The following is a 23083-nucleotide window of genomic DNA, read 5'->3' as shown; positions in this document are numbered from 1 at the left end:
GCGCAAAATAAAAGAGCAATTATTAATTAGTTTTAATAATTGCTCTTTTTATAAAGTAACAAATGAAATTACTATTTGAAACTTTCTATTCTTTGTAAATCTTAACTTCAGTTTCTCCTTTAGCATTCATAGAAGCTCTGTACATTCCAGCGGTATTAAATTCAAAAACCATATTTCCGTTTTTATCAACCGCAATAATACCACCTGTACCACCAAGTTTAGTAAGTTTATTCTGAATTACTTCTCTAGCAGCTTCTTTTAAAGTAAGGTCTTTATACTGCATTAAAGCAGAAATATCGTGAGCAACTTGAGCTCTAATAAAATATTCTCCCCAACCTGTAGAAGATACACCACAACTTTCATTATTAGCATAAGTTCCAGATCCAATAATTGGAGCATCACCAATTCTATTCCAGCGTTTGTTTGTCATTCCTCCGGTAGAAGTTCCAGCAGTGATATTTCCAGACTTATCTAAAGCTACACAACCAACAGTTCCGAATTTAGAATCTTTAATTATAGGATCGTAAAAAGCTGTTTTACCATCATGATCAAGTTCTGCTTTCATTTTCTCTTTTACACGTTGTAAAGACTTAAATCTACTTTCTGTGTAAAAATAACTTGAGTCTACAATTTCAATACCTTGTTCTTTAGCAAAAACAGAAGCTCCTTTACCAGAAAGCATTACATGTTCAGAGTTTTCCATTACTTTTCTAGCCAAAGAAATCGGATTTTTAATATCTGTAACACCAGCAATTGCACCAGCATTTAAGTCGTTTCCAGTCATTATTGAAGCATCAAGTTCATTAGTTTCTTCATGTGTAAAAACAGCTCCTTTTCCTGCGTTAAAAAGCGGAGAATTTTCTAAAACATGAATTGTTTGTTCAACAGCATCAATACTTTTACCTCCTTCTTTTAAAATGTTATAACCTACTTTAATAGCTTCTTCTAGCTTTTGTTTGTAGGCTTCTTCTTTTTCAGGAGTCATGTTTTTCTTCAAAATAGTTCCAGCTCCACCATGAATTACAATAGCAAATTCATTAATTTTTTTTGGAGCTTCTTTTGGTTTTTCGGTTGTGGTATTACAGCTTACCATTAGAAATGCTAAGGATAAGCTAGTTAAAAAGGTTTTCATGATAAGTTTGATTTTAAACAAAAAACAAGATTTTTGTTTAATTTTTAAAATGGTGATTTATTTGTAAATTTGACATCAATTTAAACAACTAAAACGTAACTACAAAATGACAGATTTTGGTATTAAAGAAGCATTAACAACCCTTGGGTTAAATGAAATAAATGAAGGAACATCAACAGGATCTCAGTGGTTTTCTAACGGAGAGCTTATTGAAAGTTATTCTCCTGTAGATGGGAAATTAATAGGTAAAGTGAAAGCTTCTACAAAAGAAGATTATGAAAAAGTAATGACTTCTGCTACTGAGGCATTTAAGACTTGGAGAGTGATGCCAGCACCTCAACGAGGAGAAATCGTTCGTCAGTTTGGAGAAAAGCTAAGAGAAAAGAAAGAAGCTTTAGGAAAATTAGTTTCTTACGAGATGGGAAAAAGCTATCAAGAAGGTTTAGGTGAAGTTCAAGAAATGATTGATATCTGTGATTTCGCAGTTGGTTTATCTCGTCAGTTACACGGTTTAACAATGCATTCTGAAAGACCAGGACATAGAATGTACGAGCAATATCATCCATTAGGTGTAGTTGGTATTATTTCTGCTTTTAATTTTCCTGTAGCAGTTTGGTCTTGGAACACTGCTTTAGCTTGGATTTGTGGTGACGTTTGTGTTTGGAAACCGTCTGAAAAGGCACCATTATGTGGAGTTGCTTGTCAGAATATTATTGCTGAAGTTTTAAAAGAAAATAATTTACCTGAAGGAATTTCTGGCTTAGTAAACGGAGATTATGCAGTTGGAGAATTTATTTCTAAAGACACAAGAATACCTTTAGTTTCTGCAACAGGATCTACTAGAATGGGTAAAATTGTTGCTAAAGAAGTAGCAGGACGTTTAGGTAAGAGTTTATTAGAATTAGGAGGAAATAATGCAATTATTGTTACTCCAGATGCAGATATTAAAATGACAGTTATTGGAGCTGTTTTCGGAGCTGTAGGAACTGCAGGACAACGTTGTACTTCAACTCGTAGATTAATTGTTCACGAAGATATGTACGATAAAGTTAAAAATGCTTTAGTTGATGCATACAAACAATTAAGAATTGGAAATCCATTAGATGAAAATAACCATGTTGGTCCGTTAATCGATACAGATGCTGTAGCAATGTATAACAAAGCTTTAGAGAAGGTTGTTGCTGAAGGTGGAAACATTATTGTAGAAGGTGGAGTGTTAGAAGGAGAAGGTTACGAAAGTGGTTGTTATGTTAAGCCAGCAATTGCTGAAGCTAAAAATACTTTTGAAATTGTTCAACACGAAACATTTGCTCCGGTATTATACTTATTAAAATATTCAGGAGATGTTGAAAATGCTATAGCATTACAAAATGGTGTTGCTCAAGGTTTATCTTCTGCGATTATGACAAATAATCTTCGTGAAGCTGAGCGTTTCTTATCTCATGCAGGTTCAGATTGTGGAATTGCAAATGTAAATATTGGAACTTCTGGAGCTGAAATTGGTGGAGCTTTTGGTGGTGAAAAAGAAACAGGTGGAGGTAGAGAATCTGGTTCAGATGCTTGGAAAGTTTATATGCGTCGTCAAACAAATACGATCAATTATACAACTGAGTTACCTTTAGCTCAAGGTATAAAATTCGATTTATAAGAAATTAGAATATTATATAAATTAAAAAGCCATCTCTAGAAGATGGCTTTTTTTGTGTCTAAATAACTATAGTCCCCCCGAACTATAAACCTTGTATTATGTTATTCAGAAACTCATATACTACTTTCTTTCCACTGTAAAGATATTACGAATGCTTTTATTTTTCTGGGAACTATCGATGAATGGAGGGTTTGTAGAGTTAACAAAGGTTTCAATGTAGATTAACAGAGGTTTAATTAACATTTTTTTAACAAAAAAATCTAGCCACCTAGTTATTGGTGGCTAGTAGTTGTAAGCAATAAAAAATCGGCCCCCTTCAAGCCAAATTATTATTAAGCGGGGCAAAAATAGAAGTAAGATTATTGAGGAAACCTATAAAATCGATGATCGATATTAGATAAGGTTTAAGATGCTTTTTTATTTAGATGAATAGTAAAATATTGACGATAAAAATGCAAATTTTGAAAGTATAAGAAACAAAAAAGTCGCCTCTACCAAGACGACTTTTTTGCTTATAAATGTATAGCCCCCCGAGCCATAGTATCTATATATTATCAATTGTAATACGAACTAACACTTCAAAGATAGCGTATATCTAAGCTCCAATTTTTTTTTATCGATGAGTGGAGGTTTAATAAAGCTAGATACCAATTTGCCTATAGATAAATGCTAAAAATGAATTAAAAACGACGAGGGTTTTTTAGATTTGCAAATTGTAAATTAATACTCATTATGAATTTTCTTTCCTTGATAGGTAGAATTTTTGGGCAAAAACAAGAATCTGAAGAAGATATTATGAAAAAATTTTTGATAGTAGGACTTGGGAATATTGGTGAAAAGTATGATAATACCAGACACAATATTGGTTTTAAAATTGTAGACGCGTTTGTTAAAGAGCATGAAGAACAATTTTCTACTGAAAAATTAGGAGATTTAGCTAAACTTAAAATCAAAGGAAAAACAGTATTTGTTTTAAAACCAAATACATATATGAACTTAAGTGGTAAGGCTGTTTTGTATTGGATGAAGAAAGAAAACATTCAAATAGAGAACGTTTTAATTATTACTGATGATTTAAATATCGATTTCGGAAAAATAAGAATTAAAGGAAGAGGAAGTGCAGGCGGTCATAATGGATTAAAAGATATTCAGGATAAGTTGAATACAGGTTCTTATCCAAGATTTCGTTTTGGTGTAGGTTCAGAATATAAAAAAGGTAGACAAGTAGACTTTGTTTTAGGAACATGGAGTAATGAAGAAGAAAGTGAACTTATAGAAAGAGTACCAACAAGTATAAATGCTATTATTTCGTTTATAAATGCTGGAATTTCAAATACTATGAATGAGTTTAACGGAAAATAATAACTAACGTTTCATATAAAACAAAAAGAGATTGCTTTTTAAAACAATCTCTTTTTTATTTAGTGTATTTAATGCTAAGCTTTTTAAAACTTAATCTATTTGTTATCTGATGCAAACCATTCAGCATAACAACTTTCAGTCTCTTGTAATTTTAAAGAATGTAAACGAACACCTTCAGGTAAACTCGTTTCTATTTTTTTAGCAAAATCAATCACCATCATTTCACTAGATGGTTGATAATCAACCAAAATAATATGATGTCCGTTTTCTTTTAAATGTTCAGCTAACTCTAAATGTGGTGTATTCTTGTTAAATAATGTTGCATGATCAAACTCATCAACGATCTCTTTATTTACAATCTTTTTTAAATCACCAAAATCAATCACCATTCCATATTTAGGATTATTAGTATCTGATATTGGCTCACCAATTACTGTTACAAATAACTTGTAGCTGTGCCCATGTATATTTTTACACTTTCCATCATATCCATACAATGCATGAGCAGTTTCAAAAGTGAATTTCTTTGTTACTCTAATACTACTCACTACCTTCTAAATTTTTTGTTATTTCTGTACTTATTAACAAAATAAACGATACCTACAGCTAATGCTAATCCAAGAAATATAATATTATCTCCCATAATTTCAGTTAAAATATTTTGCAAAAATACAATTTTAATTCACTCGCGTTGCATACGTTAATTTAAAAGTTTGTAGCTATAACTAGCTTTAGGTAGATTTTAACGTTCTATTTTTTCAGAAAACAGGAATCGTAACCATATAATGTCTGAAAAGAACAAACAGGTTACGATTAAAATTATATAATTTTATGAATAGAAAAGATGAATAAGAATAACACACAAATAGAAAGATATCAGAAACTCATCGAATATCTAGAAAGTAAGTTTAAAACCGATATTACTTCAGAAGATATAGAAGATGTTTCTTTTTATTCGTATCGAAATATCAATAGAATATTTGCAGCATTACAACACGAAACTATTGGTCAATTCATCAAAAGAAAAAGATTAGAAAAAGCCGCTGAGTTTTTAAAATATTCAGAAGAAGAAATCTCTGATATTGCTTTAGATATTGGTTATAAAGATTTAGCTGCTTTTAGTAAAGCATTTAAAAAGCACTTTAATTGTTCACCTTCTAAGTACAGAAATTCGCAACATATTCAGCAAGAGATTACGACCAGAATTTTGCAAGAGAAAAAAGAGAAAAAAGAGAAAACTACTAAAACGCTATCATTTGCTATTGAACATTTACCAAGTTTAAAAATTCTATATCTACAATACAAAAGTTCTTATGAAGATATTCATGGAATAGAAACTACATGGAATAGTTTGATAAAATATGCTTTTAAAAAGAAGTTATTGTGTGATGAGACCATACTTTTAGGTGAAATTTTAGATGATGATGACATAACAGATACTTTACAATGCAGATATAATGCAGGAATTATTTTAGAAGATCATCAAGATTTTGACACTAAGGGTTTCTTTGGAATAAAGGAAATTCCAGCTCAGAAATATGCAAAATTTATACACAAAGGAAGTCATGAATCTTGTTACGAAACCTACAATAACATTTATGCTAGATGGATGCAAGATGTACAATTAGAATTTGCAGACCAACCTATATTGGAGTTTTATGTAAATGATGAAAGTACAACACCAAAAGAAGAACTAATTACAGAAATTTACATTCCAATTGTGTAATTGTCTTAAATGGACAAACAGTTTTTGAATTCCTGAGATAATTTTGAACTAGAAAAATTATCGAACATGGATTTAAAAACAATTACGCTGTTATTTGAAAAAGCACCTATTATAAATTATGTGGCTATCTTTTTTGTGTTCAATCTTTCTTTGATTTTATTTGAGATTGTTGTTGATTTTTTCGTTTCTAAACAACGAAGATGGAAAGATACTGGAGCGAATTTACTCATCTTTATAATCAACCAATTATTAGAAAAAACAATATTAGGCAGTATTGGAATTCTGTTTCTAATTCTTTTTCAATGGATTGCTTTTTTTGAAATCCAAATGGATTTAAGATCTTGGTTTTTTGCCATTCTAGCAGCAGATTTTACATATTACTGGATGCATCGTTTAGAACACGAACATCGAATTTTATGGGCACATCACAGTGTACATCATTCTTCAGAAGATTATAATTTAACAGTATCGATGCGTTTAAGCTTTGTAGAAGGATTATTTGAGTGGATTTTCTTAATTCCAATGGTGTTAATCGGTTTTAGTCCTTTTCAAACTATTGTAGCTTTAGTTTTAGTAGCACAATATCAAACCTGGATACATACAGAGCATATTAAAAAGTTAGGTTGGTTAGATGAAGTTTTTAATACTCCATCGACACATAGAGTTCATCATGGATCGAATCAAAAGTATTTGGATAAAAACTATGGAGGAATTTTAATTGTTTGGGATAAGTTATTTGGAACCTTTAAAAGGGAAGAGGAAAAAGTGGTTTATGGATTAACGAAGAACATAAAAACGAATAATCCAATTATTATTAATTTTATTGAATATGTTCATATTTGGAAAGAAGTAAAGCAATGCAAAACGTTAAAAGATAAATTGAGAATAGTTTTTGGAAACCTTATTTGGAAGCCAGAATATTTTGATAAAAACAAGCGTTAATCCAAATATTTTTCGAAGCAAATACTTTCTTCTAAACCAGAATACTGTCCGTAATTTTCTATGATCTTGTAATTGTTTTTTTTGTAAAGATGAACCGCTTCAACTTGTCTAATTCCAGTTTCTAAAATACAGCGATTAAAAGAAAGTTCTTTTGCCCAAATTTCTAATGCTTTTAGTATTTGTGAAGCGAAACCTTTACCTCTTGCTTTTTCAGAAGTAAACATTCTTTTAATTTCCATTGTAGTTATATCATACTGTTTAATGGCTCCACAAGCTAAAGGTTCGTTATCAACATAAATAAGAACAACATGTTTAATAAGATCGAGTTTGTTGTACTGATTGTAAAAATCATGATCGTCACCATCTGTAACAGCTAAAAAAGCATCCAATTGTTTTACTAAAGCTTTAAAATCTTTGTTTTCTGAATCGGTTCTAACTAGAGATATCATAACTTAAAAATTATCAATTAAATTCTCTGAAACCAGTATATAAAATACAGTTGTCTGATAATATATTATCATAATAGGTTATATTGTTTTTCCTATCTTTTATCGTGATTTCTATATTAACTTTCGCTTTATATTTATTTAAATGAGTTATTAAAGAACGTTCTAATTTAGTTTTATCATAGCTTTTCTCTTCAACTGCATAATATCCAACTCTTTTGATATAATTTTCATTATTAAAACAATACTGAATAAAAACATAAAGATCATCTGTTTCAAAACTCCAATAATTACCAGCAGAAATATTTTTATTTAAAATAGAATTACAAATTTTAATATCTACAGATTTTCCTACATCAGATGAATCTTTTGATTGTTCAACAGTAGAGGTTTGAATAAAACAAATATCTTCATCATTAATATTCCATTCTCTTACAAGTGGTAAATTTCTATTATTACTGAAAACAGCATCCTTAATCCAATTTTCAATCTTTAGTTTCTCAGGTGTATTGATTTTAATTTTTTGAGTATCAGTATAGCTAAAAAAAGAGTTTATAAGATCATCTTCACCTACTTTTTCGAACTTAACTATTGCATCTGAAGGGTTATTGCAATTTTCAATAGGAGTCCCAATAATTTTATTTTTCTTTATTTCATTACAACCTAAAATAAAGTATAAGAATGTAATTAAGATTATAACAGCTTTATTATTCATCATTATTTTTTACTTAAAATAACCCAAACAATTTTTTGCGTTTAGCAACATTAGGTCTATTAATATCTAAAATATCGGAAACATTATGCTTACCAAAACCATCAAAAAGAGACTCAACACCTTTAGTCATTTTAAGATCTAATTCTTCTTGATATAAAGGAATAAGTGTGTAAAAGTGTATCGATTTTTGCTCTAGTTGTAGTGTATTAAATTGTTCACCAAAAACAATAGACGGTAATAAAACAACAGAACTTAATTTTGTTTTAGCATCAAAAGGTTTAGCTGGATCACCGTTAGGCAATGTATGTCCGTAACCTAACCAAGTATTATATTCGTGAGGAAAACGTGCTAAGAATTTTAACCATCGAACTGGCCAATAATTACTTTCATCTTTAAAATCTTCTTCAGAAATTTTCCAGTCTTCAGGCAAACAAATACTTAATTCTGCATACTCATAATTTTCAATACCTTCTGGAGTATTCATTGGTTTATCACTCATTCCAGAAGTAATTAAAGTATGATAAGGTTTTTCTTTTGTTGGTTTCACCCAATGTATGTCGATATGTACTTGATCGGAAACAATTTCATGAAAAACCATATCGATTTTTCCAACATGATTTTCAATATGATTAGAAATAGATTCTAGAGAAGATTCTCCAGAAGCTACTTCAAATTTATTTTTATCTGTTTCGTCGTATCTGTAAATTGGCGATCCTGATTTTGACTTTTCCATAGTTGTACTTCGAATTATTTTTTGAATTTTGCTAGAGCATTTTTAGTAAACTCAGAAAGTACTAATCTACCAGTAATTTTTGCTCTTTCTATTAATAATTCACCCCAGTTTTCAGTTCCTTCCCAAAGTATTTTTTTCATTTCAAATAAAGCATCAGGATTGTAAGAAGCCAGTTTTTCAGCTAATAATTCTACCTCTTTATCTAATTCAGAAAGAGAATCAAAAACTTTAGCATATAATCCTTTGTCTTTTGCCCAGTACGCATTTTTCCAACTTGTAGCATCTAATGTTAGTTCTGCTAATCCGCTAACACCAACTTTACGTTCTACAGCAGGAGCAATAACAAATGGTCCAATACCAATAGTAAATTCAGAAAGTTTTATGCTTGCAGCTTCAGTAGCTAATACATAATCACAGGCTGCAGCTAAACCAACACCTCCACCAACAACTTTTCCTTGAACTCTACCGATAACTAATTTTGAACAAGTACGAATTGCATTAATTACATTGGCAAATCCAGAAAAGAACTTTTTTCCGTCTTCTAAATTATCAATAGCTACTAATTCATCGAAAGAAGCACCAGCACAAAAAGCACGTTCTCCTTCAGACTTTAAAACGATAATATTTACCTCATCATTATCAGATAATGAATTTAATTCTTTTGTTAAACGATCTAATAATTCACTAGGAAAAGAATTACTGGCAGGATGCCCAAATTCTATAGTTGCTATTTTATTCTCTATATGTGTATATAAACTTCCGTTAGGTCTTGTTGTTGTCATTTATTTAGTTGTTTGTTCAAAAATAGTCTTAATTTTATTTTTTCTGAAAAAAAGAACCATGAAAAACATAAAAATGGTAATTGTTGAAGGTATTCCTAAAGATACTATTTTAAAGGAACTTTTACATTTATATGAAACGATTTTTGATGATGCAAAACTTGATTTTTTCATTGATAGGATTACAAGTAAAACCGATGTAATAATTGTGTTGACTTATTTTGAAAATTCACCTGTCGGATTTAAAATAGGATATCGATATAATGAAACTACTTTTTACAGTTGGGTTGGTGGAGTATTACCTGATTTCAGAAGAAAAGGAATTGCTCAAAAGTTAGCTAAGAAACAAGAAGAATTAATAAAAGGGAAAGGATATAAAAAACTTCGAACAAAATCGATGAATCGTTTTAAACCGATGCTGATTTTAAATATTAAAAACGGATTTGATATTGTTCAAGTGTACACCAATACCAGCGGACAACAAAAGATTGTTTTTGAGAAAGATTTATAATTCGTCGTTAGCTAATCTTAAAAACTTACTTCTAAACTTAAGAATTAGTGGTAATCCACGAGCAATAATCCAGGCGAAGAAAGCGATCCAAATAGCGTATAATTTATAATCTAAATAATCGAAAAAAAGCAATGTTGGTATAAATACCATTGAGGTTGAAGAAAGCAATAAATTTCGTAGATATTTCATTTCTCCCATACCTTTAAACATTCCGTCATAAATAAACGCCAAAGAACAGAAAGGTTGCATTAGTAAAATAACCCAGAACACTTCATAGAAACTCGATAAAACTTCAGTTTCTTGCGTAAATAACCTTCCAATAGGTTGATATAAAACAAAACCAATAATTGCTAAAGCTATTCCCAGTAAAAACCCATATAGAATTAATCGATTTCCTAATTTTACTAAAGTTTTATAAGCTTTTGCACCTAATAATTTTCCTGATAAAATATTTCCAGCAGAAGAATATCCGTCCATTATAAATGCGCCCATTAACCATAAATTCAATCCAATTGTATAGGCAGCGATATATTCGTTTCCGTAAGCCGTTGCATAAGAAGTTCCGAAGTACAACGCTAAATTTAAAGCTATAGTTCTAACAAATAGATTAAGTACCATAGAAATAAATCTCGGAATTTCTTGATTAAAAGGTAGTTTAAAACGTAAAGAAATAGTAGTCTTTTTATACAGTAAAACCAACGCAATTATAGCCATTACAATTTGTGCAATAACACTTGCATAAGCAGCTCCTTCGATATGCATTGCAGGAATATATCCTTCAATTCCGTAAACAAAAGCTAAATCTAAAACAATATTTACTACAGTTCCTATAATTGCAATAACCATAGGATAAAACGTGTTTTGTAAACCTCTAAAAGTTCCGTATACAGCTATTGTAAATAATGTAAAAGGAAAACCAAAAGCTCTGATTTTATAATAATCAACAGAATACTCTAAAACTTGTCCGGATGCATTATAAAACTGAAAAATTTCTTTAGCAAATGGGTAACTCAATCCTAAAATTAGTAAACTAACACCAACAATTATTACTGTGGCTTGTGCAGGTAAGTTTTTAATTTCATCGATACGCTGTGCACCAACATATTGAGAAACAATAGACGAAATTCCGCTACGAGTTTGTCCGAATACCCAAATTAACATAGATAAAAAAGCACCAACAATTCCAATGGCAGCAATACTTTCGGTAGCATTTTCTTTAATGTTTCCAACAATAGCTAAATCTGTTGTAGACAGTAAAGGTTCTGCAACACCGGTAATTAGAGCAGGAATAGCTAATTTATTAATATATTTGAAACTAATATCGTGTTGCATAATAGTCAACAAAAATAAGTATATTGAACAAGGAAAAACATAGTTTAAATTAAATAATTATTATGGGAGAATTAGTAGCTAGTTTAATAGAGTTCTTTGCTGAAATAGCTTTAGGATTCCAGCAATTGTTTTTCAAGAAAAAACTAAAGAAAAGAAGAGCATACGAAAAAGCCAATAACTTACCACCTAAGAGAATGATATCACCTAACGGAAGAGTTACTATTTTAGTAGTGGTGTTATCATTGATAGCTACTGTATTTTACATAGTAAATACAAGCAAAGCTGATAAAAGTAAAACAGAAGATAAAGCTGTTGAAATTAAAGCACTATTAGAAAAAGAAAGAGAAGTTTTTGGTAAATACCCTGAAGCTTTAAAAACAATTAAAAGAAACAATCCGCTTCGTAACGATTTACTAGTCGATGGTTGGGGAACTACTTTTTCTTATAAAGTTGTTGAAAATTCATACATTTTAGCATCTGCAGGAAGTGATAAAAAGATAAATACTGAAGACGACTTAATTTATAATTAATCGTTACAATTATCACAAATCCCTGTTATAAAAACCGCTGTGTTATCGATTGTATGATTAGGAATATTAGGAATCGTAACTTCTACAGGTAAACACATTACTTTCTTACATTTTTTACATTCAAAATGAGGATGAACATCATTATGATGATCTGCAGTACAACTACTTTTACATTTCGCATACCATTTCAATCCACTCTTCCCCACAAAAGAGTGCACAATACCATCATCCTCTAAACGATCTAAGGCTCTGTAAACAGTAGTTTTATTCATTTCATCTTTTAGTCTTTCAACTAAATCAACAGCAGAGATAGCAGAAAATCCATTATCAAATAAATCTAATAATATTTTAACAGCTTTAGTTTTTCTAACGATTCCCATAAAAACAAATTTAATGCATTTTAGTTGCGTTAATACAAATTGATGTATTTTTGCAAACTAGTTGCAAAATTAAAAAAATTGATGTTATTGAGTCAAAAATCTGATGCATTAGGTGCATTATCAAGTGGTTTATGTTTAATTCACTGTGTTTTTACGCCATTTTTATTTGTAATTCAAGCTCATGGAGTATGTTGTGAAGGAACAACTGCACCATTTTGGTGGAAGAGTATTGATTATATTTTTTTAGTGATTTCTTTTTTTGCTATTTTTAAGTCAGCAAGCCAAACATCAAAAGAATGGATGAAATATGCTTTATTTTCGAGTTGGGTATTATTAGCATTCATTATTATAAATGAAAAAATTGCATTATTCGCTATTCCAGAAGCAGCTATGTATGTTGTTTCTTTAAGCTTAGTAGGATTACATTTATATAATAGTAAATATTGCCAGTGCTCAAATGAAACATGTTGTACAGTAAGCTAAAAATCTAATATTTATGGAAAAACACGATCACATAGGAGACAATCATATACTTACAAACATTAAAACCCCAATGGTTCCTAATGCTTTTGATAAGTCTGATGATGAAAAAATAGCTAACATTCAGGTTCATTTTAAAAAAATCATGGAAGAGTTAGGTTTAGATTTAACAGATGATAGTTTATCTGGTACTCCATATCGTTTTGCAAAAATGTATGTGAAAGAGTTATTCTACGGATTAAATCCAGCGAACAAACCAAAGATTTCTACTTTTGAGAATAAGTACGGATATCAAAAGATGTTAGTTGAGCAAAATATTACAATAGATTCTTCTTGCGAACATCATTTTTTACCAATTACAGGATACGCACATGTAGGTTATATTCCAAAGGATAAAGTTGTGGGCTTATCTAAAATAAATCGTTTGGTAGATTATTATTCGCACCGTCCTCAAGTACAAGAGCGATTATGTATTCAAATTTTAAAAGATCTTCAAGAAACTTTAGGAACAGAAGACGTAATTGTGGTGGTTAATGCTAAACATTTATGTGTTTCATCAAGAGGAATTAAAGATAAAGAAAGCTTTACTACTACTGTAGAATACGGAGGTCGTTATAACGAAGCAAGTATTCGAAATGAATTTTTTAAGATTTGTGATTTTAAGAATGCAGAGTAAATAACGTCAACCTGAATTTATTTCAGGTTCTCATCATTATACTAACTGGAAATATTAATAAAATACTGAAATAAGCTTAGCACAAGTAAATTCAGCATGACGTTAATATGGAAATTTACTATTGATAATTGATCAAAGATAATTGAATATTGAACCTATTTTTTCACCAACATTCGCTTAATCTCGTTCAATTTCATTAAGGCTTCAATAGGTGTTAATGTATCAATATCTGTAGCTAAAATTTCTTCTCTTAAATCTTCTAATAAAGGATCATCTAACTGGAAGAAACTCATTTGCATGTCGTTGTTTTGAACATCTTTTAACGTGTCTTCCACATTTTTGTTAGCATGACTTTCTTCTAACTGTTTTAAGATCTTATTCGCTTTTCTAATCACAACATTTGGCATTCCAGCTAATTTAGCAACGTGAATTCCGAAACTATGATTACTTCCACCAGCAACAAGTTTACGTAAAAAGATAATACTGTCTTCTAATTCTTTTACAGAAACATTAAAGTTTTTAATTCGCTCAAACGTCGTTGTCATTTCATTTAATTCATGATAATGCGTAGCAAACAATGTTTTCGCTTTTGAAGGGTGTTCATGTAAATATTCGGTAATAGCCCAAGCAATAGAAATTCCATCGTAAGTAGAAGTACCTCTTCCAATTTCATCTAATAAAACTAAACTACGTTCTGAGATGTTATTTAAGATCGAAGCGGTTTCATTCATTTCTACCATAAATGTAGATTCTCCCATTGAAATATTATCACTAGCACCAACACGAGTAAATATTTTATCTACAATTCCAATTTTCGCTTCAGTTGCTGGAACATAACTTCCCATTTGTGCTAATAAAACGATTAATGCAGTTTGACGTAAAATCGCAGATTTACCCGACATATTCGGACCAGTAATCATAATGATTTGTTGGTTTTCGCGATTTAAAACCACATCGTTAGCCACGTATTCTTCACCAATTGGTAATTGCTTTTCAATTACAGGGTGACGACCATTTTTTATTTCTAATATTGTTGAGTTATCAACAACAGGACGCACATAATCGTTTTCTTTTGCCAAGTTTGCAAAAGACAGTAAACAATCGAGTTGTGCAATTAATTGCGCGTTGCTTTGTACATCTTGAACATCTTTTACAATGTATTGAATTAGCTCAATAAATAAATCAGCTTCTAACGACTGAATTTTATCTTCTGCACCTAAAATTTTTGCTTCGTATTCTTTAAGTTCTTCAGTAATATAACGTTCGGCATTTACTAAAGTTTGTTTACGAATCCAATCTTCTGGAACTTTATCTTTATGTGTATTTCGAACTTCAATATAATATCCGAAAACATTATTAAAAGCTATTTTTAAACTCGGAATTCCTGTGCGTTCAGTTTCACGAGCCAACATATTGTCTAAATACTCTTTTCCAGAATTTGCAATACTTCTTAATTCATCTAACTCTTCAGAAACACCATCAGCAATTGCATTTCCTTTGTTAATGTTTACTGGAGCATCTTCAAATAAAGTTGTGCTTATTTTTTCAATTAAATCATTGCAATCTTTCAGTAAAGAACCAATCATTTTTACTGTAGCATTTTTAGTGCTTTCAGCAGCTGATTTTATCGGATGAATAGCCTTTAATGAGTTCTTTAATAAAACAACTTCTCTAGGAGAAACTTTACCTGTAGCAACTTTAGAAATTAAACGTTCTAAATCGGAAATCTGTTTTAGTTGATAAGTAACGGTGTCAAAAAACGATTCGTTATCAATTAAAAACTGAACCTGTTCTTGTCGTTGTTGAATTGGTTTTAAATCTTTCAACGGTAAAGCCAACCAACGCTTTAATAAACGTCCTCCCATAGGAGAAATAGTTTTGTCGATAATGTCTAATAAACAAACCGAGTTTACAGAATTACCTCCGTATAGTTCTAAGTTCTTAACCGTAAAACGATCCATCCAAACATATAAATCCTCAGCTATTCGTCCTACAGATTGAATGTGTTCTATTTTATTCAGTTGTGTTTCCGACAAATAATACATTACTGCACCAGCAGCAATAATACCATCCGTAATTTCTTCAACACCAAAACCTTTTAAATTCTGAACTTTAAAATGATTGATTAATGTATCATAACCATAATCTTTTTGAAAAACCCAATCTTCTAAATAAAAGGTGTGAAAATCGTTAGTAAACGCTTCTAAAAAACGTTGTTTATTTTGTTTTTGCACCAAGATTTCACTTGGTGAAAAGTTTTGTAATAATTTATCGATGTAAGCTTCGTCTCCGTGAGCTACTAAAAACTCACCTGTAGAAACATCTAAAAAAGAAACTCCTAATCGTTTTTTTCCGAAGTGAATTGCAGCTAAGAAATTATTGGTTTTCGATTGTAATACCTCATCATTTAAAGAAACTCCAGGAGTTACCAATTCTGTTACACCACGTTTTACAATCTTTTTGGTCATTTTCGGGTCTTCTAGCTGATCGCAAATTGCAACACGAAGTCCAGATTTTACTAACTTAGGTAAATAGGTATTTAATGAATGATGTGGGAAACCAGCCAAGGCCGTTTCACTTTCACTTCCATTTCCACGTTTGGTTAATACAATACCTAAAACTTCTGAGGCTTTAATAGCGTCTTCACCAAAGGTTTCATAGAAATCACCTACGCGAAATAATAACATGGCATCCGGATATTTAGCTTTAATTCCGTTGTACTGTTGCATTAATGGCGTTACCTTTTTTGCCTTTGTTTTTGCCAAGTTTATGTATTTTAAGTTAGTTTTGCGAAGATAGAAAAAATACTCAGTGCTTACTTTACAATGAACAATTATCGGTAAACAATAAAAGAGTAATTTTGACGACTGAAAATTGATAATTAATCACTGATTACTGTTAATTGAAGAGATGAGAAAATTAAGAAATAGCGAATTAGGAAGAATTTCTGTAGAGGAATTTAAAACAGCGACAAAAACACCAATTATTGTGGTGTTAGATAATATTAGAAGTTTAAATAATATTGGATCTGTATTTAGAACTTCGGATGCTTTTCTTATTGAGAAAGTGTATTTATGCGGAATTACTGCAACTCCGCCAAGTAAAGAAATTCATAAAACAGCTTTAGGGTCTACAGAATCTGTAACTTGGGAATATATTGAAGATACATTAACATTAGTTGAAAAACTAAAGTCTGAAAATGTAAAAGTATTGTCAATTGAACAAGCAGAAAACAGTACCATGTTAGATGAATTTATGCCGAAAACCAATCAGAAATATGCAGTTGTTTTCGGGAACGAAGTAAAAGGAGTACAACAAGAAGTAGTTTCTGTTTCAGATGAATGTATAGAAATTCCGCAGTTAGGAACAAAGCACTCATTAAATATATCAGTAAGCTGTGGTGTGGTTTTATGGGATTTGTTCAGTAAAATGAGAAGCTAAAAAATTAGAAAAATATAATTGAACCGTTACTTTTTAGTAGCGGTTTTTTTATTGAAAAGCACTTCACAAATTTGGTATAAATCGATAAAAGGTTTGTTATAGTTTTAAAGAAGAATAGCTCAATATTACTTTACAATTAAAATTAGGTATTACACAAAGAAAACCCACTACTCCACAAAGTAGCGTGTAATCGTTTAAAATACTCTTTTAGTTTAGAGACAAATTAACTCTAATTAATCAAAATATTTAATTTATGAAATCTTTAAATCACTTAAAATCTTTTGCAATTTCAAAGGAAAATTTAAAACGAATCAACGGAGGAGACATTTGTGGAGCTGTTAACAGATGTATGCAAACAGCACAGAGAGACGGAAATACTTTTTTAATTCCGGTTTGTGAAGAAGTTTTAGATCCTACACATAGCTGTCGTCAAAGATAATTAGATTAAAAATTTTTAAAAGAGCATTCAGTTTTGGATGTTCTTTTTTTTGTTTCATTTTCCCTTCGACGTTGCTCAGGGTTCATTCACAATGACATTTTTTACTGTCATTACGAGGAGAGATATTGACGAAGTAATCTTTATTTTTAGAGTTCGAATTACTATTTAAGGAAAATCGATAAACAGATTGCTTTACTCCACTGCGTTTTGTTCGCAATGACGTTTTCTACCGTCATTACGAGGAAAGGTATTGACGAAGTAATCTTTACTTTTGGAATTCGAATTACTATTTAAGGAAAATTGATAAACAGATTGCTTCATTCGCAATGACGTTTTTTACCGTCATTACGAGGAAAGATACTGACGAAGTAATCTTTGTTTTTGAATTCGAATTAATATTCAAGATAAATCGATAAACAGATTGCTTCATTTTCCCTTCGACAAAGCTCAGGGTTCATTCGCAATGACGTTTTTTACCGTCATTACGAGGAAAGCTAATGACGAAGTAATCTTTAATTTATAAAATATTGCAAAACTGAGTTTTAGTTTAGAATTAAACAGCTTTTATATTTTTTTAACAATGAAATTTTGTTTTTAAAGTATTCTAAAAGTATTCTAAAAGTATTTTTCTACTTTATTAACCTATTAATACATAAAATTATGTTAGAGAATTTAAAACAATTTGAAATTGAAAAAGACCAATTAGTAAACGTATTTGGTGGTTGTCCAGGAGATGGAAATGGAGATGGAGATTTTTACTGTGATGAAACAACAGAAATCTGTTAAGGTAAGATATTATTAGTTTAAACCGTTACTATTTTTAGTAACGGTTTTTTTATGATTTTAATTTATTCTTTTAAGTTGATAAATGAGATGCTGGAACAAGTTCAGCATGACGAAAAAATAAGAGCCGTCATTCTGAATTTATTTCAGAATCTCACAAAATCGATAAACAGATTGTTTCATTTCACTATGTTGCATTCGCAATGACGTTTTTTTACCGTCATCACGAGGAAGAATGACGAAGTGATCTTTTAATTATGAGTTAGAATTATTATTTCGAGTTACCTGATAAACAGATTGCTTCACTCCACTGCATTTCCTGTCTTGAGCGACAGTCGAAAGATTCACAATGACGTTTTTTACCGTCATTAAGAGGAAAGCTAATGACGAAGTAATCTTTATTTTTAGAGTTCGAATTAATATTTAAGGAAAGTTAATAAACAGATTGCTTCATTTCACTATGTTGCATTCGCAATGACGTTTTTTTACAGTCATTACGAGGAAAGATATTGACGAAGTAATCTTTACTTTTGGAATTCGAATTACTATTCAAGGAAAATTAATAAACAGATTGCTGCTTTTCGCATGTATAATCTGTCTTGAGCGATAGTCGAAGAATTCGCAATGATCTATTATTTCACTAAGAAAAACAACCAATTTTATTATCAATCGAGGATTAAAACGACGTTTTACCTTATAAATTCTATGTTTTTTAAAGTAAATGCTACACAATTTGAAAGAATAATATCTTAAAATTGATTTTTTTTATCATGAAAAAGATGTAGTTAGCTTAAAAAGCGAGTAAACCTATTTTAACCTTGCAGAATTATAATAAAAAGGGTAATTTTAAAACGCTAACATAGTTATTTATTAATTTTTAAAAAAGAACAGCATATGAGAACGATTACTCAAGTTTTAGAAGAGAAAGCTATTAAGTTTCCAGGAGGAAGTGAAAATGATATGGACGGCGGAGGCGGAGATGGTAATGGAGATGGAGATTAGATAAATTTCATTTTTAATACAAGATATAAACCATTATTTTTGGAAATAATGGTTTTTTTATTTTTGTAGCGATGGTTAGAAAACTTTTTTTGCTTTTTATTTTTCCCCTTATTCTTCAAGCTCAAGATTTTGAAGGAGAAAAATACGATTCTATCCGTGAAGCCATCATTCAAAGTGGTAGACAAGCTTTTTTTAAAAAAGAATTAAATAAACTTAAAGATATAACCAAGCAAGTATATTCAATATATGCAAAAAATAAGGATTCTGTTTTACTTGCGAAATATTACCATTTCAAGGCCTTACAAAATAAATTAACTTATAAGAACGATAGTACATTTTATTATTATCATGAATCTAAGAATATATCAAAACTTACTAATGATTCTATACAAACAGGAAGGCGATTACTAAGTATAGCTAATTTGCAGCGTAATGCTAAAGATTACTTGGGTAGCGAAATAAGTTCTATTGAAGCGTTACAATATTTAGAACCTATAAAATCGTATCGATTTTTAGAAAGTATTTACAATAACTTAGGAATTATATCTAGAAATTTAAATAATTATAAAAGTTCCAATTTTTATTTTAAAAAAGCTATTGAAGCTAATGTTAAAAATAGCAATATTCAAAATTTACCATACATCTACAATGGAATAGGATTATCTTATCAAAATCAAGAAAAGCATAAAAAGGCGATCGAATATTTTTTAATTGGTTTAGCTATTGATAGTATTGAGATTAAGTATCCTTTACGCTACGCATTATTATTAGAGAATTTAACATACAGTGAATACAAACTGAACAAAAAAAAATCTACCATAAATAGATATGAAGAAGTATTAAAAATTAGAAAAAATAAAGGTGATCTAAGTAATTTAAGTATAACTCATAATCTATTATCTGAAGTATATAACGACAGAAAAAACATAATTAAAGCGAGATATCATGCCAATAAAGCTTTAGAGTTAGCAAAAGAAACTCATAATAATGAACGTTGGTTAGAAGCTTTAGAAATTCTTTCTGATTTATCTATGGGAGAACAATCAAAGCAGTTTTTAGAAGAATATATTAAGTTAAATGATAGTTTATTTACAGAAGAGCGTAAACTAAAAAATCAGTTTGCTAAAATTCGTTACGAAACAGCAAAAAAAGAAGAAGAGAATGTATCCTTAAAAGCAGAAAATGAACGTAGAGTTATTGCTTTTGAAAAGCAACGACAACAGAAAATAATTGGTTGGCTAGTAGCTACATTAAGTTTGTTAATTTTATTATCTAGTGTTTCTTTCTTCTCTTTCCGTAGAAAGAAATTATTATTTCAAGCTCAACTACAAAAAATAGAAGTTAGAGAAAAAGAACGTCGACAAATTGCAAAATCACTACACGACGAAGTTGCTGGAGATTTACGCATGTTGCATCAAAAATTAGCGCAATCACAGCTTTTAGTTGAAGCACAAAAACTAGAAATGGTTAAAGACAATGTGCGTAATTTATCACATCAATTAAGTAGTATAAGTTTTGAAAAAGTAACTTTTATCGATCAGATAATCAATTTAGTTAGCGATTATTTCGAACCTAATTTTAGAATAAGAACGCATCATTTAAAAAAGATCGATTGGACAGAAGTAGACAACCCAATAAAAAGAGTATTGTACCTAAGTATTCGAGAAAGTATACAAAACTGTAAAAAGTACGCAGAAGCCACGAGAATGGATATAAGTTTTAAAGTATATAAAAAATCAGTACTTTTGACAATACAAGACAATGGTATTGGTTTCGATACAAATACTTCTAAAAAAGGAATTGGGTTACAAAATATGCAAGAGCGGGTTGAAGAGTTACAGGGTAAGTTGGCAATTTCAAGTGAGTTACATAAAGGAACCAATATTGAAATTCAAGTGCCCTTAAATGCCTGATAAAATAAAAATACTATTAGCAGACGATCATCAACTTATTATAGAAGGAATACTTTCCTACTTAAAAGATATTGATAACCTAGAAATTGTAACTACAAACTCGTGTGACGATGCTTACGCAAAGATAAAAGTTGCATTAGTTGATGAACCTTTTCAAATTTTATTTACCGACTTAAGTTTTGATAATGCAGACGCTACATGCAAAATTGATAGTGGTGAAAACTTACTAAAAACAATAATAAGAGAGAAAATTCCGATTAAGTTTGGTGTAATTACGGGGCATTCTGAAACCAACAGAATCTTTAACGTAATTCAAAACTTAAATCCATCTGCATATTTATTAAAAGGTAAGTGTAATACTAATGAATTAAATTTCGCTATCCAGAAAATTTTAGGAGGTGACATTTACTACACGCATGAAATCCATCAGAAATTATTAAAGAGAGCTTTAATTGAAATTCAAATGGATGATGTTGCAATTCAGATTTTAAAAGAACTTCCAAACCATCCGAAGATTAGTAATTTAGAAGGTATAATTACTAAAGATGATGGTAGTTTTTTAAAGATTAGATCTATAGAAAACAAATTAGCAAAATTAAGAACAGATTTACAAGCGAATAATAATACCGATTTAGTATTGAAAGCTAAGGAGTTAGGTATTCTAGATTAATCGCTGCGGAAATCCACATTTTTGCATACAGATATCCCTTTTTCTACGGAAGATTCCTGAGTTACCTTTGACTCGGAATTAATCAAATAATTCACATTTTTGGGGAAGAATTCCAGAAAAAGATTAGAAAGAAGAATAGGCCCTTTGAGTAATTGCTCAAAGGGTTTTTTTATTGCTTAAAATTAACTAATGCATAAATCCACATTATTAATTGCGGAAATCCCCTTCTTTAAATTGTGACCTTCTTTTACCTTTGTCATGTGATCATCTGTTATCAGGGTGAAAACATTTTAGGGGATTATATGAGAGGTTGGTCACACTAAAAAATCAACCTCTTTTTTTCAAAAGAACTTACTACTTATTATATATACCAAAGGGACTTGTTAATCAAAATTAGCAAGTCCCTTTTCACTTTTTATAACCTTATTTATTGTGTGCATAAATCCACATTTTTAATTGCGGAAATCCCGTTTCTAAAATTGTGACCTTGTTATACATTTGTAGTGTGATCATCTGTAACAAGGGTGAAAACATTTAGGGGATTATATGAGGGGTTGGTCACTAAAATCAACCTCTTTTTTTGAAAAGAACTTACTACTTACTATATATAAAAAGAGACTTGCTAATCTAAAATAGCAAGTCTCTTTTCTTTTTTTTAAAATTAACTGTAAAATATTGTTTTTAAAATTGTTATATATCAAAAGGTCTAAGTTATTTGGAGAATCCTTTTGCTCAAATCCACATCTTTTACTGCGGAAATCCCCTTTATAAAACTGTGACCTTCTCATACCTTTGTAGTGTGATCATCAAGTAACAAGGGTGAAAACATTTTAGGGGATTATATGAGAGGTTGATCACTACGTCAACCTCTTTTTTTGAAAAGAACTTACTACTTATCATAAATAAAAAAAGGACTTGTTAATCAGATTAACAAGTCCTTTTTAAATATTGATTAATTCTTACAATTACCTCAATTACTTCTTTAAGAAAGTTAAAGGCATTCTATATGTTTTACCTGCGATTTTAGAGTCAGCAGTAATTACTCTATAGTTTAATTTAGCTTTTACGTAAGCGTCTACATCTTGGTTATTAGAGTTAACAGTTAAAACGATGATTTCACCTTTACTGTTAATAGTAAATTCTATTGAAGTAGAAATATTCTTGTTATAATCGAAATCAGCTTTACCTAAAAGTTTAACGATTTCAGTTCTTAATTCAGATTTAATTGCTTTTACTGGTTTATCAGCGTTATTAGCAAATGCAGAAAAGTTAATTAATGTTACTACGATTAATGTTACTAGCTTTTTCATTGTTCTGGTTTTTTTCGGGTTTTAATTATATTTTTTTATTAAAATTTGTTGATCCAAAAGTAGTTCAGGCTTCCTTATTTTTGACTATCAAAAATGTTAATAAAACGTCTATTTTGAGGTGGTTTTTGTTAAA

The 23083-nt window shown here is 30.1% G+C and carries 23 protein-coding genes; 13 read left to right on the top strand and 10 right to left on the bottom strand.

From position 1 onward, the window contains the following. Positions 1-85 precede the first annotated feature (85 nt). Entirely contained in the window at positions 86-1132 is a 1047-nt protein-coding gene (locus Q1A15_RS03845) for an isoaspartyl peptidase/L-asparaginase (protein WP_299619031.1), read from the bottom strand. 106 nt (positions 1133-1238) lie between these two features. Here Q1A15_RS03845 and Q1A15_RS03840 point away from each other — a divergent pair, with 106 nt between their 5' ends. Further along, a complete protein-coding gene (locus Q1A15_RS03840) occupies positions 1239-2780 on the top strand; it encodes an aldehyde dehydrogenase family protein (protein WP_299619028.1) in 1542 nt (513 codons plus the stop codon). A gap of 732 nt (positions 2781-3512) precedes the next feature. After that, on the top strand, positions 3513-4142 hold the full coding sequence (gene pth / locus Q1A15_RS03835) for an aminoacyl-tRNA hydrolase (RefSeq protein WP_299619025.1): 630 nt from the start codon (positions 3513-3515) through the stop codon (positions 4140-4142). A 95-nt stretch (positions 4143-4237) separates the two neighbouring features. On the opposite strand, the gene Q1A15_RS03830 is transcribed toward pth, so the two are convergent. Next, positions 4238-4690 carry a 6-carboxytetrahydropterin synthase gene (locus tag Q1A15_RS03830; protein ID WP_299619023.1) on the bottom strand — a complete coding sequence of 151 codons (453 nt, stop codon included), beginning with the start codon at positions 4688-4690 and terminating at the stop codon, positions 4238-4240. A 296-nt stretch (positions 4691-4986) separates the two neighbouring features. On the opposite strand from Q1A15_RS03830, the gene Q1A15_RS03825 reads away from it, so the two are divergent. Both Q1A15_RS03825 and Q1A15_RS03820 read left to right on the top strand, forming a co-directional pair. Further along, positions 4987-5868: an AraC family transcriptional regulator gene (locus Q1A15_RS03825; protein ID WP_299619020.1), complete on the top strand. Its 882-nt coding sequence runs from the start codon at positions 4987-4989 to the stop codon at positions 5866-5868. Between the two features lie 66 nt (positions 5869-5934). Next, on the top strand, positions 5935-6810 hold the full coding sequence (locus Q1A15_RS03820) for a sterol desaturase family protein (protein ID WP_299619017.1): 876 nt from the start codon (positions 5935-5937) through the stop codon (positions 6808-6810). On the opposite strand, the gene Q1A15_RS03815 is transcribed toward Q1A15_RS03820, so the two are convergent. The 4 genes from Q1A15_RS03815 to Q1A15_RS03800 are packed head-to-tail and all read right to left on the bottom strand — an operon-like array spanning position 6807 to position 9486. Continuing rightward, the gene (locus Q1A15_RS03815; RefSeq protein ID WP_299619014.1) at positions 6807-7259 is read right to left on the bottom strand and encodes a GNAT family N-acetyltransferase; all 453 of its coding nucleotides are present in this window, start codon (positions 7257-7259) and stop codon (positions 6807-6809) included. The genes Q1A15_RS03820 and Q1A15_RS03815 overlap by 4 nt on opposite strands. 13 nt (positions 7260-7272) lie before the next feature. Beyond that, positions 7273-7974: a hypothetical protein gene (locus tag Q1A15_RS03810; protein WP_299619012.1), complete on the bottom strand. Its 702-nt coding sequence runs from the start codon at positions 7972-7974 to the stop codon at positions 7273-7275. 10 nt (positions 7975-7984) lie between these two features. After that, positions 7985-8704: a suppressor of fused domain protein gene (locus Q1A15_RS03805; protein ID WP_299619010.1), complete on the bottom strand. Its 720-nt coding sequence runs from the start codon at positions 8702-8704 to the stop codon at positions 7985-7987. A gap of 14 nt (positions 8705-8718) precedes the next feature. After that, on the bottom strand, positions 8719-9486 hold the full coding sequence (locus Q1A15_RS03800) for an enoyl-CoA hydratase/isomerase family protein (RefSeq protein ID WP_299619007.1): 768 nt from the start codon (positions 9484-9486) through the stop codon (positions 8719-8721). 58 nt (positions 9487-9544) lie between these two features. Between Q1A15_RS03800 and Q1A15_RS03795 the strand changes: the two genes are divergently transcribed. Further along, complete coding sequence (locus tag Q1A15_RS03795) at positions 9545-9994, top strand: GNAT family N-acetyltransferase (RefSeq protein ID WP_299619004.1); 450 nt, start codon at positions 9545-9547, stop codon at positions 9992-9994. Here the strand turns inward: Q1A15_RS03795 and Q1A15_RS03790 are convergent. Continuing rightward, positions 9989-11326 carry an MATE family efflux transporter gene (locus Q1A15_RS03790; protein WP_299619001.1) on the bottom strand — a complete coding sequence of 446 codons (1338 nt, stop codon included), beginning with the start codon at positions 11324-11326 and terminating at the stop codon, positions 9989-9991. The two genes, Q1A15_RS03795 and Q1A15_RS03790, sit on opposite strands and share 6 nt — an antisense overlap. A 62-nt stretch (positions 11327-11388) precedes the next feature. Here Q1A15_RS03790 and Q1A15_RS03785 point away from each other — a divergent pair, with 62 nt between their 5' ends. Continuing rightward, positions 11389-11856 (top strand): hypothetical protein, encoded by a 468-nt coding sequence (locus Q1A15_RS03785; protein ID WP_299618998.1) that lies wholly within the window; start codon positions 11389-11391, stop codon positions 11854-11856. On the opposite strand, the gene Q1A15_RS03780 is transcribed toward Q1A15_RS03785, so the two are convergent. Further along, complete coding sequence (locus Q1A15_RS03780; protein ID WP_299618995.1) at positions 11853-12236, bottom strand: transcriptional repressor; 384 nt, start codon at positions 12234-12236, stop codon at positions 11853-11855. The two genes, Q1A15_RS03785 and Q1A15_RS03780, sit on opposite strands and share 4 nt — an antisense overlap. Positions 12237-12317: 81 nt before the next feature. Here Q1A15_RS03780 and Q1A15_RS03775 point away from each other — a divergent pair, with 81 nt between their 5' ends. Next, positions 12318-12719 carry a MerC domain-containing protein gene (locus Q1A15_RS03775; protein ID WP_299618993.1) on the top strand — a complete coding sequence of 134 codons (402 nt, stop codon included), beginning with the start codon at positions 12318-12320 and terminating at the stop codon, positions 12717-12719. 13 nt (positions 12720-12732) lie between these two features. Continuing rightward, entirely contained in the window at positions 12733-13392 is a 660-nt protein-coding gene (folE, locus tag Q1A15_RS03770; protein WP_299618991.1) for a GTP cyclohydrolase I FolE, read from the top strand. A 155-nt stretch (positions 13393-13547) separates the two neighbouring features. On the opposite strand, the gene mutS is transcribed toward folE, so the two are convergent. Beyond that, complete coding sequence (gene mutS, locus Q1A15_RS03765; RefSeq protein ID WP_299618988.1) at positions 13548-16157, bottom strand: DNA mismatch repair protein MutS; 2610 nt, start codon at positions 16155-16157, stop codon at positions 13548-13550. 145 nt (positions 16158-16302) lie between these two features. On the opposite strand from mutS, the gene Q1A15_RS03760 reads away from it, so the two are divergent. From Q1A15_RS03760 to Q1A15_RS03740, 5 genes are all read left to right on the top strand, one after another. Next, positions 16303-16833 (top strand): RNA methyltransferase, encoded by a 531-nt coding sequence (locus tag Q1A15_RS03760; RefSeq protein ID WP_299618985.1) that lies wholly within the window; start codon positions 16303-16305, stop codon positions 16831-16833. Positions 16834-17086: 253 nt separating this feature from the next. Continuing rightward, entirely contained in the window at positions 17087-17272 is a 186-nt protein-coding gene (locus Q1A15_RS03755) for a hypothetical protein (RefSeq protein WP_299618982.1), read from the top strand. Positions 17273-17932: 660 nt separating this feature from the next. Then, positions 17933-18058 (top strand): hypothetical protein, encoded by a 126-nt coding sequence (locus Q1A15_RS03750; protein ID WP_299618979.1) that lies wholly within the window; start codon positions 17933-17935, stop codon positions 18056-18058. A gap of 1088 nt (positions 18059-19146) precedes the next feature. Then, on the top strand, positions 19147-20970 hold the full coding sequence (locus tag Q1A15_RS03745; protein ID WP_299618976.1) for an ATP-binding protein: 1824 nt from the start codon (positions 19147-19149) through the stop codon (positions 20968-20970). After that, the gene (locus Q1A15_RS03740) at positions 20963-21640 is read left to right on the top strand and encodes a hypothetical protein (protein ID WP_299618973.1); all 678 of its coding nucleotides are present in this window, start codon (positions 20963-20965) and stop codon (positions 21638-21640) included. The genes Q1A15_RS03745 and Q1A15_RS03740 overlap by 8 nt, the downstream gene beginning before the upstream one ends. A 974-nt stretch (positions 21641-22614) precedes the next feature. Here the strand turns inward: Q1A15_RS03740 and Q1A15_RS03735 are convergent. Then, positions 22615-22950 (bottom strand): hypothetical protein, encoded by a 336-nt coding sequence (locus Q1A15_RS03735; protein WP_299618970.1) that lies wholly within the window; start codon positions 22948-22950, stop codon positions 22615-22617. Between the last annotated feature and the right edge of the window lie 133 nt (positions 22951-23083).

Origin of the sequence: uncultured Tenacibaculum sp. (assembly GCF_947495995.1) — a bacterium.
GTDB lineage: Bacteria > Bacteroidota > Bacteroidia > Flavobacteriales > Flavobacteriaceae > Polaribacter.
The sequence above is the reverse complement of the archived record's forward strand: the minus strand, read 5'-3'. Positions and strand labels throughout refer to the sequence as shown.